Source organism: Actinokineospora diospyrosa (assembly GCF_024171925.1).
Lineage (GTDB): Bacteria > Actinomycetota > Actinomycetes > Mycobacteriales > Pseudonocardiaceae > Actinokineospora > Actinokineospora diospyrosa.
This window is the reverse complement of the sequence record NZ_JAMTCO010000006.1, coordinates 362881-381941: the sequence shown is the minus strand read 5'-3', so window position 1 is coordinate 381941 and position 19061 is coordinate 362881. Positions and strand designations below refer to the sequence as shown.

Below are 19061 nucleotides of genomic sequence, written 5' to 3'. Positions count from 1 at the left end.
CCTTCCCGCCCCCCTCCTGACCGCAGCGCCACGAGGAGCCCAGCGCCACATGACCAACAGCATGTTCGACCTGATCAGCGAGCAGGACGAGGACCGCCCGTACTTCGCCACCGGGGGTCGGGGCCGCACGCACGCGTTCTACACCGGCGAGGAGCAGTTCCGGCTGGAGATGGAACGGGTGTACGGCAAGAAGTGGCTGCCGGTGGACCACGTGTCCCGGTTCCCCGAGAAGGGGTCCTACGCCACGCTCAACATCGGCAGCGGCTCGATCCTGCTCCTCAACGGGGACAACGGGATCCAGGCCTACCACAACTACTGCCGCCACCGCGGCTACAAGCTCGTCGAGGAGCCCGCGGGCAAGCGGCAGAGCATCGTGTGCATCTACCACTGCTGGGTCTACGACCGCAACGGCAAGCTCAAGAGCCTCAACGGGACCTACCTCGACCACTTCTTCGCCAAAGAGGACAACGGGCTGATCCCGGTGCGCACCGAGGTCCGCTTCGGTGTGGTGTTCGTCGCCTTCTCCGACGAGGCCGGTGACCTCGACGAGGCGCTCGGCGAGTTCGGCCGCTTCGCCGAGGTCTACGACCTGGAGTCGCTGGTGTGCGCGCAGGCCAAGGACTACCCGGTGGCCTCGAACTGGAAGCTGGTGGCGCACAACGTCAACGAGAGCCTGCACTTCCCCACCGCGCACAAGGACCTGCACAAGATCACCGACTTCGACGACGCGGGCACCTACGAGCTGCGCGGCGACATCGTCGGGGCCTGGCAGGTGATCCGGTCGAAGTACAACTCGGTGTCGATGACCGGCCGCAGCGACCGGGCGCCGATGCCCAAGGTGCCGCCGGGCGACCTGCACAAGATCAACTGGATCACCATCCTGCCGAACCTGCTGTTCGGGTTCACCGCCGACTACGTGATGATGCAGTGGGTCTGGCCGGAGAGCCCCGGCACCTGCACGGTGCGGCACTTCTGGCTGTTCCACCCGAGCGAGACGGCCAAGCCGGACTTCTCGCACGAGGCCGTGTTCGCGTTGTGGGACAAGGCGAACTACGAGGACTGGGAGCTCTGCGAGCGCACCCACCGCGGCCTGTCGAACCCGATGTGGTCGCCGGGGCAGCTCTCGCTCGACGAGGAAGTCGTCTCCCAGATCGACGAGTGGGTGGCCCGGCTGACCCAACCGGGCCAGACCGCGCCGGAGCAGACCGGGGCGGGCGTCACCGGCACGGGGGCGGCCCGGTCATGACCGACAGCGTCGACTGTGTGGTCCTCGGCGGCACGCGCGTGGCGCTGCGGGTCACCGCCCGGCTGGTCGAGGCCGGGGTGCTGGTCCGCGCGGTGCTGACCGACGACCCGGTGTTCGCGGCCTGGCTGGCCGAGCGGGACATCCCGGTGCTGGCGCCGACCGCGGACCTCACCGCGCTGCTGGCCGGGAACCCGGTGGACTACCTGGTCAGCGTCATCAACTTCCGGCTGCTCACCGCGGCCGAACTCGCCCTGCCCCGGGTCGCGGCGATCAACTTCCACGACGGCCCGCTGCCCCGCTACGGCGGCAGCAACGTCGCGGCCTGGGCGATCTACGAGGGCGCGGCCCGGCACGCGGCGACCTGGCACGCGATGGTGCCCGCGGTGGACGCGGGCCCGGTGCTGGCCGAGCGCTGGTTCCCGGTGCGCGAGCACTCCACGGCGCTGTCGCTGACCTACGAGGCGGCCGAGGTCGGGATCGCGCTGTTCGAGGACCTGGTGCCGCACCTGGCGGCGGGCACGCTGCCCGAGCCCGTCGACACCTCAGACCGGGAGCGGCGGTTCTACCGGCGCGCCGACCGGGTGCCCGGCCTCATCCACGCGGGCACCGACGCCATCGAGGCCGAGCGGATCAGCAAGGCCATGGACTTCGGGTCCTTCCCCAACCCGCTGGGCATCCCGGCCGTGGTGACGCCGCTCGGCGCGGTGTTCATCCAGCAGGTGCGGCGGATCCCGCGCGAGGGCACGACGACCGGGCTGGTGGCCGCCGCGTCGACCGAGTCCGCGTTGAAGCTGGCCGCTCCCACGGCCGACCTGGTGATCAGCGACCTGACCGCCGTCGACGGCACCGCCCTGACCGGTCGGGCCGCAGCCCAGCGGCTGGGCATCACCCTCGGCGCGGCGGTCCCGGCGGCCGACCCAGAGCTGCTGGCGTCCATCGCGGACGCGCTGGCCCCGTTGCGCCGCCACGAGCCGTGGTGGCGCGAGCGGCTGGCCCACCTGCGGCCCGCGCCGGTGCCCGCCAAGGACTTCTCCGCCGCGACCGCGCACTACCACCGCTGCGAGCTCGCGTACGTCCCCACCGACCAGGACGAGACCCGGGCGTTCATCGGGACGTTTCTCGCCGTGCTGGCCGAGCACATGGGCGAGCCGCGGTTCGACTTCTCTTGGACGACCTCGACCCTGCTGTCGCGCTCGGACGCCACGCTGGGGCTGGCCTCCCCGCGCGTGCCGGTGGGGTACGACGCCGAGGCGCCCGAAGACCTGCCCGCCCGGTTCGGCGAGGCAGCCGGGAAGCTCGGCTACGCCACGGACCTGGAGCTGAGGCTCGGTCTGCTGCGCCGCACGCACGGCGCCGACGGCCCCACCTTCACCCGGATCGTGGTGCTCGAGCGCGAGGACGACGAAGAGGCGTCGGTCGACGCCGACACCGAGTTCGCGCTGCTGTGCCGCGCCGGGCTGCCGCCGACGCTGTTCGTGCGCGAGACGGCGATGGCCCAGGACGCGGTGTTCGACCTGGTCGACCGGATCGAGGACCTGGCGTTGAGCGACCTGGTGCACGGCACGGCCCCGACGACCACGCACGTCGTCGAACTGCCCGAGCCCGAGCCCATCGCGCAACCGGCCGAGATCGCTGCCGAGGAGCCGCGGGTCCCGGCGACGGTGCTGGACCTGATCGCGGCCGCGGCGGCTGCCCAGCCGGACGCGGTCGCGGTCCAGACCTCGCGCGGTGACCTCACCTACGCGCAGCTCGTGTCCTGGTCGGACTCGATCGCGACCCGCCTGTACGACGAGGGCATCGACGGCGACTCCGTGGTGGGCGTGCTGACCGAGCGCGGCCCGGAGCTGCTGCCCGCGATGCTGGGCGTGCTCAAGGTCGGCGCCGCGATGCTCCCGATGGACCCCGGCTTCCCGGCGGAGCGGCTGGCCCGCTACGCGGCGGTGGCGGGGTGCGACCTCGTGCTCACCGATTCCTACACCAGGACCGCCGCCGAACCGCTCGGGGCGGCCGAGATCGGCGTCGACGACGGGTCCGCGCTGGCGATCCCGCCTGCCGTCGGTGGCGACGACCTGGCGTACGTCCTGTTCACCAGCGGTTCCACCGGTGAGCCGAAGGGCGTGGAGATCCAGCACGCCGCCCTGGCGAACTTCCTCGTCGGCATGGCGCAGCGGCTCGGGATCACCGAGGACGACCGCGTCCTGGCGCACACCACCACCGCCTTCGACATCTCGCTGATGGAGTTGCTGCTCCCGCTCACCACGGGCGCGACCGTGGTGCTGGCCTCGCGCACCGAGGCGGCCGACCCGGCCCGGCTGGTCGAACTGGTCTCGCGGGCGACGATCGCCCAGGCCACGCCGAGCCTGTGGCGGTTGCTGCTGGACCTGGACTGGACCCCGCACGCCGGTCTGACGGTGTGCTCCGGCGGCGAGGCGCTGCCGCCCGCGCTGGCCCGGCGGCTGGCGACCGGCGCGGCGCTGTGGAACCTCTACGGGCCGACCGAGGCCACCATCTGGGTCACCGCGCACCGGGTCGAGACCGTGGGGTCGTTCCTCCCGCTCGGCACCCCGCTGCCCGGGGTCGGCCTGCACGTGCTCGACCACGACGGGCACCCGTGCGTGGAGGGTGAGCTGCACCTGTCCGGCGCGCAACTGGCCCGCGGGTATCGCAACCGGCCGGACCGCACGGCCGAGGCGTTCGTGACCCGTGGCGGCCAACGGCTCTACCGCACCGGCGACCTGGTTCGCGCGCACGACAAGGGCACCATCGAGTGGCTGGGCCGGATCGACGGTCAGGTCAAGGTGCGCGGCAACCGCGTCGAGACCGGCGAGGTCGAGTCCGTGCTGGCCGAGGTCCCCGGCGTGGCCGCCGCTGCGGTGGTCGCGGTGCCGTTCGAGGGCAACGGTGAGCCGAGGCTGACCGCGTACCTGGTCGGTGACCGGGTACCGGGCAAGGTCGAGCTGGACGCGTTCGTCGCGGCCCGGCTGCCCGAGTACATGGTTCCCGGTTCATACCTCGTGTTGGCCGCACTCCCGTTGACCGACAACGGGAAGGTGGCCCGCAAGCTGCTGCCGGTGCCGACCCGCGACACCGTGCTGCGCACCGAGCCCGTCGCAATCCCCCAGCAGGCTGCCATCCCCGAGCAGGCAGCCGTGCCTGTGCAGGTACCTGTGCGCGCAACGGTGCCGGTACCCGCCGCGCCTCCTGTCGCCGAGTCATCCACTGTGGACCTCCCAGCGGTGGTGGCCGAGGTGTTCGCGCAGGTGTTGGGGCACCGCGAGTTCGGCGTGCACGACAACTTCTTCGACCTGGGCGGGGACTCGGCGTCCGCGCCGGTCGCCGCGATCGCGCTGGGCAAGCGGTTGGGCATCGACATCACCCCACCCGCCCTGTTCGCGACCGGCACGCCCACCAAGCTGGCCGACCTCCTCGGCGGCAGCTCCACAGCTCCCGAACCGGCAGCGCCCAAGCCCACAGCACCCGAGCCCGAACCCGTGGCGACCGCCACACCGGAGCCGGTCGTCGCGGTGTGCGCGACCGAGGTGATCGCACCGGTGCGGCCGGACCCGCGGGACCAGGACCTGGCGATCATCGGGATGGCGTGCCGGTTCCCCGGCGCGGCGACCCCGGACGAGTTCTGGTCGAACCTGGCCGCGGGCCTGTCCTCCGTCGGTGCCGCCCCCGAGGGCCACCGCGGCTGGGCACACCTGTGGACCGACGAGGACGAGGTCCCGACCGGCTGGCTGGAGCGGGTCGAGTGGTTCGACCCGGCGCGGTTCGGCCTAACGACCCGCGAGGCGCGCAGGCTGGACCCGGCGCAGCGGCTGCTGCTCAGCGTCACCGCGGAGGCCCTCGAGGGCGCCGGGCACGACGCCCGGTCGCTCGGCGCGGGGACCGGCGTGTTCGTCGGCACGATCTCCAGCGACTTCCCCGAGTTGGTGGCGGGCAGCATCGGCTCGGCCGACCCGCACGTGGCCACCGGCACCGCGCTGTCCATGCTGGCCAACCGCCTCTCGCACGTGTTCGGCTGGTCGGGCACGAGCGTCGCGGTGGACACCGCGTGCTCGTCTTCCCTGGTGGCCCTGCACATGGCGGCGCTGCACCTGCGCACCGGCGAGCTGGACGCGGCCGTGGTGGGCGCGGCGAACCTGGTGCTGACCCCGACCAAGACACGGTCGTTCGCCCGCAACGGCATGCTCTCCCCCACGGGCCAGTGCCGGGCGTTCGACGAGGCCGCTGACGGTTATGTGCGCGGCGAGGGCGCTGGTGTTCTGGTGCTCAAGCGGCTCAGTGACGCGATCGCGGCCAACGACCCGGTGCTCGCTGTGGTTCGCGGCACGGCCGTCAACCACGTCGGTGGCGGCGGGTTCCTGACCGCCCCCAGCGCGACCGCCCAGGAAGCCGTCATCCGGCGGGCGCACACGGTCGCCGGGATCGACGGTTCCGGCATCGGGTACGTGGAGGCGCACGGGACCGGGACCCGGCTCGGCGACCAGATCGAGTTGGAGGCGCTGCGGTCGGCGCTGGCCGGGGCGGCGCCGGGTTCGGTGCCGGTCGGGTCGGTGAAGACCAACGTCGGGCACCTGGAGCCCGCGGCGGGCGTGGCCGGGTTGATCAAGGCCGTGCTCGCGGTGCAGGCGGGTCAGGTGCCGCCGTCGGCGAACCTGAGCGCGCCGACCTCGGCGTTCGCCTTCGAGGACTCGCCGCTGTTCGTGCCGGACCGGCTGGTGCCGTGGACCGGACCGCGGGTGGCGGGGGTGAGCAGCTTCGGCTTCGGCGGCTCCAACGCGCACGCCGTGCTCGCCGCGGCCCCGGACCGCCCGATCGCCGACTCGCCCGGACCGCACCTGGTGGTGCTGTCCGCCGCGTCGGCCCCGGCATTGCGGACCTTGGCCGACCGGTTGGTCCGGATGTTGCGCGCGCCTTACTGCCCGCCGCTGGCCGCGCTGGCGTCGGCGAGCCGGGAGCGGGTGCCTCTGGCCCACCGGCTGGCGTGCGTCGTCGACTCGGCCGAGCAGCTCGAAGACAAGCTGATGCTGTTCCTGGCTGACGTCGTCGGCGCTCGCCTGCACTTGGGTGTCGCCGGGGATGGTCGCCCATCCCTCGCCGAACCCGCTGGCGACCGGAAGGCGCTGGAGCGGGCCGCGAGTGGCTTCGCGGCGGGTGGTGACCTGCCGGTGCGCCCGCGTGGTGCGGCGGTGCGGTTCCCCACGGCGCCGCACGAGGAGCAGCACCTGTGGCTGGAGCCCCGGGTGGTCGAGCCGCAGCAGCCGGTCGAGCGGACCCGGACGTGGCCGGACCTGGCTGAGGCGGTCGAGCACGTGGTCCGCGGGATCCCGACCCTGCCGGGTGCGGCGTACCCGGGCAAGGTCGCCGAGCTGGTCGGACGGACCCGCTTCGGGCTGCGCGACCTCACGCTGCGCGACTCCGTCCGCTCCCCCGGTTCGCTGACCGGCCGGATCGACGGCGACGCGGTCGTCTTCCGCGACAGCGCGGGGACAACGGTGTGCGACGCCCGGGTCGAGGAGCCGTCGGCTGAGGTGCCGACGATCCCCGAACTCCCGGCCGCATCGGTCGACCTGGCGCGGTTCTACCGGGACTTCGCCGAGGCGGGCTTGGCCTACGGCCCTGGATACCGCTGCGTGACGGCGTTGTCCGCCGGGGACGGGTTCGCCACCGGCACCATCCACGTCGACGCGGCGAACGGGATTGTGGACGCCCGGCTGCTCGATGGCGCGTTCCAGGTCGCGTTGGCCGCCTGCGGCGCGCAGGGCCTGCACGTGCCGTTCGCGTTGCAGCGGCTGTCGGTTCTCGGTCCTGTGCCCGCCACGGCACGGGTCCAAGCGGTCCGTGATCGCGAGGGGTCGGGTCTGCTGACCGCGTCTCTGGTGATCTTCGACGGGGCCACGCCGGTGCTGATCGCTCGTGGGGTGACGTGGAAACGCGTCGAGGCACCGACACCGATCCAACCCGCGCCTGTCGTCGCCGTTCAGCCGCCGGTCGCACCGGTCGTCCGGGTAGGTGGGGCGCTGGCCGCCGCGGTGACGCAGTGGGTCGCCGCGGCGCTGGAGACCGACGCCGCCGCGTTGGAGCGGGACCGGCCGCTGGAGGAGCAGGGCCTGGACTCGATGGTCGCCGTGTCGCTGGCGCAGGACCTGCGCGCCCGGCTCGGCGTGGACATCCCGGTCACCCTGGTCCTGGAGGTCGGCACGGTCGACGCGCTGGTCGCCGAACTGCGCGAGGGCTACGGCGTCACCGCCGTACCCGACGTAGCTGCTGCGCCCGCCGGGATCCCCGCAATGAACGGAGCGGGCCAGGACCCTTCGGTGGCGGAGGTCGCCCAGCCCTCGACCTCCGCCGTTGACCGACCCCTGGGCACACCCGCGTTCACCAACCCCGCATCCGCCGCCCCCGAGCACCCCGAGATCACCGGTACCGACATCGCGGTGATCGGCTTCGACGGGGTGTTCCCGAACGCCGCCGACCCGCAGGAGCTGTGGCGGGTGCTGACCGGCGGCGAGGACTGCCTCACCGAGGTGCCCCGGTCCCGGTGGGACCTGGACGCCTACTACGCCGAGGACTCCGGTCCCGGCACGGTTTACCTGCGCCGCGCCGGGTTCGTCGACGAGCTGACCGGGTTCGACGCGGGCTTCTTCCGCATCGCGCCCGCCGAGGCGCGGTGGATCGACCCCCAGCAGCGGCACCTGCTCCGCGTCGTGTGGCGGGCCATGGAGGACGCGGGCATCTCGGGGCGGTCTGGCCGCTCAGTCGGGATGTTCGTGGGTGCCAGCTACCAGCACTACCGCGACCAGGTCGTCGGTGACGTCGTGCAGACCGCGGCCGGATTGGGCAACCACAACGCCATCCTGGCGAACCGGGTCAGCCACTTCCTGGACCTCACCGGCCCCAGCATGACCATCGACACCCTGTGCTCGTCGTCGCTGGTCGCCCTGCACACCGCCGTGCGCAGCCTGCACGACGGCGAGTGCGAGCAGGCCGTGGTCGCCGGTGTCCACTTGGCGTTGTCGCCGCACTACTTCCAGCTGGGGTCGCGGCTGCGGTCGTTCTCCCGCACCGGCGCGTCGCGGGCGTTCGACGCGGGCGCCGACGGGTTCGCCCCCGGTGAGGGCGTGGTGGCGGTGGTGTTGAAGCCGCTGGCGGCTGCCCTGCGCGACGGGGACCGGGTGCGCGGTGTCATCAAGGGCACCTCGGTCAACCACGGTGGCCGCACGAGCGGGTTGACGGTGCCCAGCAGCGCGGCGCAGCACGACGTGATCTCCGCTGCCCTGGCCCGGGCGGGCGTCAACCCGGAGACCATCGGGATGCTGGAGGCGCACGGCACGGGCACCGGTCTCGGTGATCCCATCGAGGTCGAGGGCCTGACCAAGGCTTGGCGCAAGCACACCGATCGCACCCAGTACTGCGCGATCGGGTCGCTGAAGTCCAACATCGGCCACCTCGAACCGGCTGCCGGGCTCGCCGGGCTGGTGAAGGTGCTGCTGGCGATGGAGCACGGCCAGATCCCGCCGACGCTGCACGTGGACCGGCCGAACGACCACATCCGGTTCGAGGACACGCCGTTCTACATCGCCGACCGGCTGCACGAGTGGACGTCGGACACCCTGAGGCGGGCGGCTGTCTCCGCGTTCGGCATGGGTGGCGTCAACGCCCACGTCGTGCTGGAGGAGCCGCCACCCCAGGCGGCCCGCGAGGTGTCCACTCAGGACACCACGCTGGTCAGGGTCAGCGGCGCGACCGAGAACGCGGTCCGCGCACTGGCCTCGCACTACGCCGATCACCTCGACCGGTACCCGGGTACCGAGCTGGTCGACTTCGCGCACACCGCGAACGCGGGCCGCGCCGAGCACCGGTTCCGGGCGGCGGTCTTGGCGGGCGATCGCGCCGACCTCGCCACCCAACTGCGGGCGGTGGGCGGTGGGGACCGGCCGGTGGTCCGGTCGAGCGCGAAGGCGCCGGTGGCGTTCCTGTTCACCGGTCAGGGCTCGCAGTACCCGGGCATGGCGCGCGGGCTCTACGACAGCGAGCCGGTGTTCCGGGCCGCGCTGGACGAGTGCGCAGACCTGGCGATGCTGTTGCTGGGCAAGGACTTGCGGCATCTCGTGTTCGCCGCGCCGGAGGAGGAACTGACAAGGACCGAGCACGCCCAGGTCGCGATCGTGGCCGTGCAGGCCGCGCTGGTTCGCCTGCTGGCGGGCTGGGGAGTCGTGCCTGATGTCGTCGCCGGTCACAGCGTCGGGGAGCTCGCCGCAGCCCATGCGGCAGGCGTGTTGACCCTGGCGGACCTGATCGAGCTGGCGGTGCGCCGCGGTGCGGCGATGGCCGCACAGCCCGTGGGCGGCGCGATGGCGGTGGTGCACGCCGACGCTTCGGTCGTGTTGACGGAGCTGGTCGAGCACCCCGAAGTGGAGTTGGCGGCACTCAACTCGCCCACCAACACCACGGTGTCCGGGCCGCGTCCGGCGCTGGAGCGGTACCTGGCCGCCACGGCGCACCGGCACACGGCGCTGACCGTGAGCCACGCGTTCCACTCGGCGATGATGTCCGGCGCGGTGCCGGTGTTCGCCGACGCCGTGCGCTCAACCCGGTTCGCCGACGCCACGGTGCCGTTCGTGTCCACCCGCACCGGCACCTGGCACACGGGCGAGTCGCTGCGCGACCCGGCGGGCTGGGCCGCGGCGATCCGCGAACCCGTGCGGTTCACCGACGCGGTGACCGCCGTGCACGAGGCCGGGGCGCGGGTGTTCGTCGAGGTCGGGCCCGAGCAGGTGCTGCTCCCGCTGGCGCGGGCGGTGCTCCCCGAGGGTGCGGGCCGGTTCCTGCCGACGCTGCGCAAGCGGGTCGCCAACCAGACCTCGCTGCTGACGACCCTCGCCGAGCTCTACCGGGACGAGGGTGTGGCCGTGGACTGGACGGCCGTGCACGCGGGTCGGGGCGGGCGCACCACCACCATCCCGGCGTACCCGTTCGAGCTGAGTCAGCTGGCCGCTCCGGCCGTGCAGGAGAGCGTCGCCACCGGGGCCGTTCGCCCCGCCCCGGCGCACCCGCTGTTCGACAACCACTACGAGCGTTCGAGCGAGGACCAGTGACCCGCGCAGGCCAGATCGCCGAGACGTACGAGAAGTCGTTCGCCGACCACGAGCCGCTGATCGCCCAGCACCGCTCCGGCGGCGCGGGTCTGCTGCCCGCGGCGGTGCAGGTGGAGATGGCGGTGCTCGCGGTGGCCAGGCGGGCCGCGCCCGGTCAGCGGGACGTGCCCCCGATCGAGCTGACCGCGGTGGCCTTCCGCAGGCCGGTCGCGGTCGCCGACGGGGGCCGGGCGGACCTGCGGATGGAGGTGGTGTCCGGGGCGGACACCGGCTTCACGCTGGTGACCGCCGCGGGCGCCGTGGTGTCGTCGGGGTCCGGCCGGGTCCTGCCCCGGCCCGACCGGGCCCCGGTGTGGAGCGTGTCCTGCCCGACCCGCGTGGACCCTGCGACGGTCTACGCGGGGTGGGCGGCGACGGGACTCGAGTACGGGCCGCTGTTCCGCACCGTGGCCTCGCTCGCGGTCGGGGACGGCACGGCCGAGGCGGTGCTGCGGACCGAGCGGACCGCCGCGCCGTGGCACGCGCACCCGTTGCTGGTCGACGGGGTGTTCCAGGTGGCGAGCCGCGCGATCCAGGGCGCGAGCCCGCTGCCGGTGCTGCCGATCGGCGTCGACCGGCTGGTGTTGCACGGGGCGTTGTCCGGGTCAGTCACCGAGGTCGCGGTTCAGGTGCGCCGCACGTCGGTGGAGGGCGCGTACTCGATGGCCGATGCGCTCGTGCTCGACACGTCCGGCGTGGTGCTCGCGGAGTTCACCGGCATCCGGATGCGCGCGCTGCCCGGGCGGGAGAACCCGCTGGTCACGCGCATGGTGTGGGAGCGTACTGAGGCCGCTGCGCCGCGCGACAAGGCGAGCGGGACCTGGGTGGTGGCCCACCGGGGTGTGGCCGCGGCGCTGCGTGCCGAGGGCGCGGTGGTGGTCGGTTCCCTGGACGAGGCGGACGGCAAGGTCGAGGGCGTTGTGGTCGTCCTCGGCGAGGAACTTCGCGACACGGTGCACGGGACTGTCGAGCTGCTGAAGGCGTTCAGCGCCCGTCAGCGGCAGGGCAGGCTGTTCGTCGTCACGGAGAACGGGCAGCCGGTGCTGGATGGGGACCGCCCTATTCCGGCCAAGGCGGCCGCATGGGGTCTGCTGCGCAGCGCGGCCATCGAGTACCCGGGGCTGCGGCCTCGGCTGATCGACGTCGACGCGGCCTCGGTGGGCTCGCTGGTGAGCGAGCTCGGCGATGGGCCGGTGGAGATCGCCTACCGGGCGGGCGTGCGGTACGCGCCGCGTCGGGTGACCGCGCCGCTGACCGCTGACCGGCCGGGTGTGCGTGAGGGCGGCCGGTACCTGTTGCTGGGTGGGCATGGCGGCCTGGGAGTTGTTGTCGCTGAACGGTTCGCCGCGGCGGGGGCGTCGGTCGTCGCCCTGGTGAGCCGGTCGGGTCGTGCCGATGCGGAGGCGGTCGCGGCCATCGAGGCGCACGGTTGCCGCGTCGTCTCGTATGCCGCGGATGTCGCGGTTCCCGGCGTGCTGAGCGAGATGGTGGCAGCCTTCCGGCGCGACCACGGCGAGCTGCACGGTGTCGTGCACGCGGCGGGCACTCTGTCGGACAAGCTGATCCGTTCGATCACGGACGAGGACCTGGACCGGGTACTGCGGCCCAAAGTGGACGGTGCGACGGCCCTCACCGCCGCGCTGGACGGGCTGGACCTGGACTTCGTCGCGTTGTTCGCCTCGGTGTCGGGCACCTTCGGCAACCTGGGGCAGGGTGGGTACGCCGCGGCGAACGCCTATCTCGACGCGGTCGCGCACACAGCGGGGGCGCCGTGGGTGGCGATCGACTGGGGGTTGTGGGGCGAGACCGGAATGGGCGTGGCGGTCGCCGACCAGTTGCGCGCGCGAGGGGTGCGGCCGCTGGGCACGGAAGAGGCGCTGGCGGCGCTGTTGGACACGCTGCGCGCCGACGTCCGCCAGGTCGTGATCGCCCATCGCGACACCTCGGACCCGGCGTTCGCCACGCCCGCCGCATCCAAGCCTGTTACCGCTGCCGTGGGCGACGAAGAACGGGTGCTGGCCGCTTTGGGCGAGTTCGTCGCTGAGTGGCTGGGGTTGCCCGAGGTCGACCCGGCGGCGGCGCTGACCGACCACGGCATGAGCTCGATCATGAGCGTGGACTTGGCGGAGAAGCTGACCCGGCGCTGGGGCGCCACGGTTCCCGCCACCCTGTTCCTGGAGTACCCGGACCTGCGCTCGGTCGCCGAAGCGCTGGTGCGGCGGCACGGCGTCAGCCTGCCGAGCGCCACCGAACCCGCTGCCGCGCGGGCTGTTGCCGATCCGGCCGCTGTAGAGCCGGTTGTCGTCACGCCAGTTGTCACCGCACCGGTTGAGCCCGAACCGACTCCGGTCGCGGACCTGCCGAGGCGGGACATGAGTGGAGCGATCGCTGTGGTCGCGGTGTCGGCGGACTTGCCGGGCGCGAGCACCCTGGACGGGTTTTGGGCGATGCTGCGGGAAGGCGGCGACGCGTTCACCGAGGTGCCCGAGCAGCGCTGGTCGATCGACGAGCACCACCGCCCGCGCTCGCCGGAGATGGACGGCACCTACTGCCGCATCGGCGCGTTCCTGTCCGATGTGGATCGTCTGGAGCCTTCGTTCTTCGGGATTTCGGTTCGTGAGTCGGAGGAGTTGGACCCACAGCAGAAGTTGCTGCTGGAGCACTCCTGGTCGGTGCTCGACGAGGCGGGCATGGCGGGTCGGCGTGATGTCGGGGTGTTCGTCGGCGCCACGTACACCCACTTCCGCGACGCGCGGGGGCTCGACCAGGTCGGGCCGCACACCGCGCTGGGGTCGATGAACGCCGTGCTGGCCAACCGGGTGTCTTTCGCGCTCGACCTCACCGGACCGTCGCAGACGGTGGACACGCTGTGCTCGTCATCGCTGGTGGCGGTGCAGCAGGCCGTGACCAGCCTGCGGGCCGGACAGTGCGCGGCCGCCGTGGTCGCGGCCTGCCACGTCGGCCTGACCCCGTGGTACTACCGCAGTCTCAGCCAGCTCGGCGCGCTCTCGACTGAGCGGCCGCGGCCGTTCGACGACCGGGCGGCGGGATTCGTCCCCGGCGAGGGCGCGGTCGCGGTGTTGCTCAAGCGCCTAGAGGACGCCGAGCGCGACGGCGACCACATCTGGGGTGTCATCCGGGGTGCGGCGGTGAACCACGGCGGTCGGGGCAGCGGGCTGTCGGTGCCGCGCGGTGAGGCGCAGACCGCGGTGATCCGCACCGCTCTCGCTGACGCTGGCGTCGAGGCGTCCGAGGTGTCGCTGGTCGAGGCGCACGGGACGGCGACGCGGTTGGGTGATCCGATCGAGGTGGCCGCGCTGAACGAGGTGTTCGCGGGGGGTGAGCGGCCGGTCGCGGTCGGGTCGGTGAAGGCGAACATCGGGCACCTGGAGCCCGCTGCGGGCTTGGCGGGCCTGGTGAAGGTGTTGCTGTGCCTGGAGCACGAGGAGATCCCGCCGCTGGCCGGGTTCGAGACTCCGGGTACTCACCTGGACCTCTCGGCTGGTGTGCTGTCGCTGCCGACCGAGGTGACGCCGTGGACCGGCCCCCGGGTGGCCGGGATCAGCGCTTTCGGCATGGGCGGGACGAACGCGCACATCGTGGTCTCGTCGCACGAGTCGTCGAGGCAGCCGCGGGCGAGCACCGGCGAGCAGGTCGTCCCGGTGTCCGCGCACACCCCGCAGGCATTGGCCCGGCGCGCCAAGACTCTGGCCAGGTTCCTGGAGTCGGCACCGGTCGACGCGGCCACGGTGGCGTTTTCCGCAGCTGTTGGTCGGGCGCACTTGGCGCATCGGATCGCTGTGCTGGGCCACACCTCTGCTGAGCTGGCCGAGGGTCTGCGAGCGGCGGCGGACTCCCCCGGCACCGTGTGGCGCAGTGAAACCGACGCCTCGTTGCCCGCGGAGTTGGCGGCGAGGTTTGTGTCCGGTAAGGATGTCAACTGGCGGGAGCTGCACCCGTTCACGCCTGATCGTGTTGTGCTACCGCCGTATCCGTTCCGCCCCGAGTCTGAAGTGGACCACTCGACTCTGCTGGCGGCGCATCGGATCTTCGGTGAGGATACGGTTCCGGCGGCACTGCTGTTGGAGCTGGCGTTCCAGGTTTCCCCTGCGCTGGTGCGGGTACACCTGACAGCTCTGGGGACCGGAGAGGGGCCGACGACCCTGGGCGTGTCCGGCAGTGAGATCGAGTTCCGCCACGGGCAGCGGGCGATCGGACGGGCTGAGGTCGCCGCGCCCGGAACCATGCCTACGCGGGTTTCACTGGACGATCTTCGTGGTCTCTGCCCGCGGGACCTCGCGCCGGAGGGGTTGTACGCGTGGTTCGCGGCGAAGGCGATGGACCTGGCGCCGCCACTGAACCCGATCACCGAGATCCGGTTCGGCGGGTACGACGCATTGGTACGTCTGCGCCTCACCGGCGATCGGGTGGCAGCCGCGTTGGACGGCGCGTTGCAGAGCATGGCTGTGTTGACACTGGCCGACCCGACCGCTGACCACGGCACCTACCTCCCGGTCTCGCTGGGGCGGGTGACGCGATGGGCCGATCCGGGTTTGGCCGCGTACGCCCACATAAGACTGTCCCCCGGTACTGGTGTCGACCGCTGCGGGACGATCGCCCTGCTCGACGAGGCCGGACAGGTCTTGGTCTCGCTGGAGGACGTGGTGTACCGGCCGGTCGCCCCGCCGCGGGCACGCCAGGTCGAGGAGCTGGATCCCCTGCGGCACTTGGACACCGTGGTGGACGCGGTGCGCTCGGTGCTGCACGACCCGTCGGTGACCGCCACGACCGGGCTGGTGTCGGCGGGCATGGACTCGATGCTGGCCACCATGGTCGGTGTTGAGCTGCAGCGGCGACTCGGGGTCGAGCTGACACCGGTGGACGTGCTCGACGCCCGCGACTGCCAGGCACTGGCTGCCACTGTGGCCTCGCTTGTGCCATCGGAAGTTCCTGCGGCGAAGACCATCGTTTTGGGGGACAGCCCGGTTCGGACTGAGGACATCGCCGTGATCGGGTTGTCGTGCGCGCTGCCGGGCGCTGTCGGGCCAGACGAACTGTGGGAGATGTTGTCCCACGGGCGAGACGGGGTCGACCGGGCGCCGCGCGAGCGGTGGGTGGGCGCGGACGAGGCGCTCGGCGGGTTCCTCGGTGTGGCCGACGAGTTCGACGCGGAGCTGTTCGGGTTCTTCCCGAAGCAGGCGGAGGTGCTCGACCCGCAGGTGCGGTGGCTGCTGCGCGGGGTGTGGGAGGCGTGGGAGTCGGCGGGCATCGCACCGCTGTCGGCGCCGCGTTCGACCGGCGTGTTCGTGGGCGCCAGCTACCAGCACTACAAGGACCACAACATCGACCCGGAGCTGGACGCGCACGCCGGGTTGGGCAACCACAACGCGTTCCTGGCGAACCGGGTCAGCCACTTCCTGGACCTCACCGGCCCCAGCATGACCATCGACACCCTGTGCTCGTCGTCGCTGGTCGCCCTGCACACCGCCGTGCGCAGCCTGCACGACGGCGAGTGCGAACAGGCTGTGGTCGCGGGCGTGCGGTTGGCGTTGTCGCCCCTGCACTACACCGCGATGCGGAGCCTGCGGGCGCTGTCACCGACTGGTCAGTCGCGGGCGTTCGACGCTGATGCCGATGGGTTCGTCCCCGGCGAGGGCGTGGTCACCGTGGTGCTGAAGCCGTTGGCGGCCGCGCTGCGTGACGGCGACCCGGTGCGTGGTGTCATCAAGGGCACGGCGGTCAACCACGGCGGCCGGACCAGCGGGTTGACGGTGCCCAGCAGCGCCGCCCAGCACGAGGTGATCACCGCGGCCCTGGCCCGGTCCGGGGTGTCGCCCGCGTCGATCGGGTTGCTTGAGGCGCACGGGACCGGCACGGAGTTGGGTGATCCGATCGAGGTCGAGGGTCTGTCGAAGGCGTGGCGTGAGCACACCGACCGCACGCAGTTCTGCGCGATCGGCTCGCTGAAGTCCAACGTGGGGCACCTCGAACCGGCCGCGGGTTTGGCGGGCGTGGTGAAGGCGCTGCTCGCGATGGAGCGCGGCGAGATCCCCCCAACACTGCACGTGAACCGGCCCAATGACCACATCCGGTTCGAGGGCAGCCCGTTCTACGTGGCCGACCGGCTGCACCCCTGGCCCGCTGGCGCTCCCCGGCGCGCTGCGGTGTCCGCGTTCGGCATGGGCGGGGTCAACGCCCACGTCGTGCTGGAAGCCGCACCGGATCATCCTGTTGGTACGTCTACTGTGGAGGAATTCGCGGTTCGGGTGTCCGCCGCCACGGAGCGAGCGGTGCGGGAACTCGCGTCCCGCTACGCCGACCGGTTCGAGCGGGCCACCGACATCGCCGACCTGTGCCACACAGCGAACACCGGTCGATCGGTCCTCGAGTACGGGGCTGTGGTGCGTGGGAGGACTGTCGCGGAACTGGTGTCGGCGCTGCGCTCAGGCTTCGAGATCACACGGGGGCCGGTCGAGGCTCCGGTGATCCCCGGCAGGCGGGTACACGACCTTCCGACGTACCCGTTCGCCCGCGATCGGTACTGGCACCACCACCGGGCTCCGGCTCCGGAGGCCCTGCGGACTCGATGGGTCGCGGATCCCACTACTGCCCCACGTGTGGCTGGCCCGGTGACGGTGCTGTGCGGTGACGCTGCGCTGGTCGCACGGCTCGGGCACGAGGGTCTGACCGCCGTCGTCGTCGAGCCGGGTCAGGCGGGCTTCTGGAATGGACTGCGCGACCTGCCCACGAGCGGTCGGGTCGTGTGGGTGGAACACGGCGCGGCGGCGGTGCGTGGCCAGGGTGATCCCGAGGCAGCGGCTCGGCTGCACGCGGTTCGGGCCACGGCCGCGGAAAACGGGCTCGAGGTGACCACCATCGACCTCGACCCGCATGACCCCGTGGCGGCTCGGGCCGGGCAGGTGGTGGCCGAGTTGGGCAGTGGGTCGACGGTCGTCTACCGCGGTGGTGTGCGGTTCACGGCCGTGGCCGAGCCCGCTGCTCCCGGCTCGACTGATCTGTCGGGTGGCGGCTACGTCCTGGTCACCGGCGGTCTCGGCGCGGTCGGTGCGCTGCTGGTGCGCCAACTGGTCTCGATGGGTGCGCGCCGCATCGGCATCGTCGGGCGGTCTGCTGCGACGGCGCCGGTTCTCGATGCCGAGGTGCGGTACCTGCGCTGCGATGTGACCGACGCCGAGGCGCTCAGAGCGGTGGTTGACCAGCTCTCGCAGGCTTGGGGTCGGTTGCGCGGCATCGTGCACGCTTCCGGTGGGGTCAACCCGATCGGCGCGGTGCGACGACGCGAGTGGTCCGCAGCGGCGGCGGTGACGGCCCCCAAGGTCGAGGGCACCCAGGCGGTCCTGCGGGTAGCGGTCGACCGGGACGCCGAGTTCGTCGTCCTGGTGTCCTCGCTCGCCGGTGCCCGGCCCGAGGCCGGTCGGGGCGTGGTCGACTACGCCCTGGCCAACGCCTACCAACTCGCCGTCGCCGACTCCTGGCGGGCGGGTCCGGTGGTCACCGCCCACGCCTGGCCCAACTGGACCGACACCGGCATGGCGGCGGACCCGTCCTTCGCCGCGCAGCACTCGCTGACCCCCATCGAGGCCCTAGACCTCTTCACCGCCCACCTCACCACCGGCGGCGCGATCGTCTTCCCCGGCACTGCTACACCGGAATCTGCAGTACCGAAGCCTTCTCGATCCGCGCCGGAACTCGTTGTGGCAGAACCAGCCACTGTGAAGCCCGGTGTCGTGGCCGCGAACCCCGGCGTCATCGAGGCAATCGGCCAGGCCTTCCACACCGTCCTCGGCGCCCACCCCGGCAACCGCAACCTGGCCGACCTGGGCCTGGACTCCATCACCCTCGCCGAACTCACCGCCGCCATCGAACGCCAACTGGGCACAACCGTCGACCCGGGCGCCCTCCTGCGCTCCCGCACCATCGCCGACCTGGCCACCGAGATCACCCCCGGCACGGCCCTCCCCGCCCCCCGCCCCGAACCGGCACCCGCTCCGAGCGGAACGGACACCGCCCTCGGGTCACTGTTGCGCGGCCTCATCACGACCAACGGCCATGCTCCCGCCAGCCTGACAGGAGACCCCCGATGACCGACCAGCGCACCACGGTCATCAACACAGCCACACGGCCAACTGAGGCGAAACGCAGCACCCGACCATCCAGCCAACAGCACACCGGCACGGCAACCCGACAGGAAACGGCACCCCTTGCCCGGGTGACCGCCGCTCCCCTACGCGGTCCAGTTGAGCACCGCGTTCGGCGCCGCGCCGAAGCCGCCACCACGCGACCCCAGCGCGACCACCGGTCTGGCTGGCGAGCCGCGAAAGCCGAGACCAGCCCAAGCACAACAGCAACACCAGGCGCTGCGCCCGCAGCGCCGCTCAACGCCCACAACAGCACCGCCCTAGCCCTCCTGCTAGGAGACATGTTGATGACCGACCAGCGCACCACGGTCATCAACACAGCCACACGGCAGCCTGAAGCAAAACGCAGCACCCGGCCATCCGGCCAGCGGCACACCGGCACGGCAACCCAACAGGAGACAGCACCCCTTGCCCGGGCGGCCACCGCTCTCCCGCACGGTCGACCTGAGCACCGGGATCGATGCCACGCCGAGCTGCTCCCTACGCCCGCAGCAGCGCTCAACGCCGCCAGCA

Annotated in this window: 3 protein-coding genes; all 3 read left to right on the top strand. The window is 72.3% G+C overall.

The window, feature by feature from the left end; all coding sequences use genetic code 11:
- The first annotated feature begins 49 nt into the window (after window positions 1-49).
- The 3 genes from LV75_RS13200 to LV75_RS13190 are packed head-to-tail and all read left to right on the top strand — an operon-like array spanning window position 50 to window position 18494.
- A complete protein-coding gene (locus tag LV75_RS13200; protein ID WP_253887166.1) occupies window positions 50-1246 on the top strand; it encodes an aromatic ring-hydroxylating oxygenase subunit alpha in 1197 nt (398 codons plus the stop codon).
- Window positions 1243-10350 carry a polyketide synthase gene (locus LV75_RS13195; protein ID WP_253887165.1) on the top strand — a complete coding sequence of 3036 codons (9108 nt, stop codon included), beginning with the start codon at window positions 1243-1245 and terminating at the stop codon, window positions 10348-10350. The genes LV75_RS13200 and LV75_RS13195 overlap by 4 nt, the downstream gene beginning before the upstream one ends.
- A complete protein-coding gene (locus LV75_RS13190) occupies window positions 10347-18494 on the top strand; it encodes an SDR family NAD(P)-dependent oxidoreductase (RefSeq protein WP_253887164.1) in 8148 nt (2715 codons plus the stop codon). The genes LV75_RS13195 and LV75_RS13190 overlap by 4 nt, the downstream gene beginning before the upstream one ends.
- The last annotated feature ends 567 nt before the right edge of the window (window positions 18495-19061 follow it).